General features: G+C 58.6%; 1 protein-coding gene. It reads left to right on the top strand.

The features are described 5' to 3' along the window. The first annotated feature begins 51 nt into the window (after window positions 1–51). Window positions 52–1,022 (top strand): IS5 family transposase gene (locus DCO45_RS22435; RefSeq protein ID WP_116927873.1). Its coding sequence is split into 2 segments (ribosomal slippage): window positions 52–202 and window positions 202–1,022, totalling 972 coding nucleotides; the frame shifts between segments, so codons are not numbered across the junction. Window positions 1,023–1,161: the final 139 nt, after the last annotated feature.

The following is a 1,161-nucleotide window of genomic DNA, read 5'->3' on the forward strand; positions in this document are numbered from 1 at the left end:
GGAAACTCTGCAAAAGTCCCAGCCCGCCCCACCGCATGGGATGATCCGCGCATGAAGCAAATGAGCCTGGCTACCGGATTCGAGAAGAAGTCCAAACGCACGCGCAAGCGTGAGTTCTTGGACGAGATGGACTTGGTCGTTCCCTGGCACGAGCTGGTGACACTCATTGAGTCACACAGCCCGCCCAAAGCTACCGGCAGGCCGCATTTGCAGTCGAGTCCATGCTGCGTATCCACCTGCTGCAGCAGTGGTTCAACCTCTCGGACCCGGCAGTGGAAGAAGCGCTCTACGACACCCCCGTCTTCGCCAGCTTTGCCAGGCTCGATCCGGGCATCAGCACCATGCCCGATGAGAGCACTATCTTGCGGTTCCGTCGCCTCTTGGAGACTCACCAGCTGGGCTTGCAGATCCTGGCGCTGGTCAACGCCATCCTGACAGACAAGAACCTGCTCTTGAGACACGGCACCGTGGTCGATGCCACCCTGATTGCAGCTCCCAGCTCCACCAAGAATGCAGGCGGTGAGCGGGACCCTGAGATGCACCAGAGCAAGAAGGGCAACCAGTGGCACTTTGGGATGAAGTGCCATATCGGTGTCGATAGCAACTCGGGCCTGGTGCACACCGTCGTTTCAACACCAGGCAACGAAGCCGATGTATCGCATGCCCATAGTCTCTTGCATGGGCAAGAGAGACATGCGCTGGGCGACAGCGGTTACCAAGGCGTGGACAAACGCGCAGAGGCGGCAAAGAGCCAAGTGACCTGGCACATTGCCATGCGCAAAGGGCTGCGCAAGAAGCTGGACTTGGGCACCGAGCTGGGAATGCTAAAAGAGAAATACGAGCAAACCAAGGCCAGCATGCGAGCCAAGGTGGAACACCCGTTTCGCATCGCCGGGCAGCAGTTTGGGTTCAGTAAGGTGCGCTACCGGGGCATCGCCAAGAACGACAACAAGCTCCAAACGATGTTTGCGCTGGCCAACCTGTGGCTGGTGCGAGAGCAGTTGATGAGGATGCAGGCCTGAGTGCGCCTGCAGATGGCCCAAAAGGGCAAAAAGCCGCAGATGCGGGTAGAAGCTTGGCTGCAAAACCGCGCATAAGCGGGCAAATCGGCTGTGAGCTAACTGGCCAGTCTGAATTCAGCGGTTTTGCAGAGGATCCCTA

It is taken from the genome of Comamonas sp. JNW (assembly GCF_003105075.1).
Classification (GTDB): Bacteria; Pseudomonadota; Gammaproteobacteria; order Burkholderiales; family Burkholderiaceae_C; genus Comamonas; species Comamonas squillarum.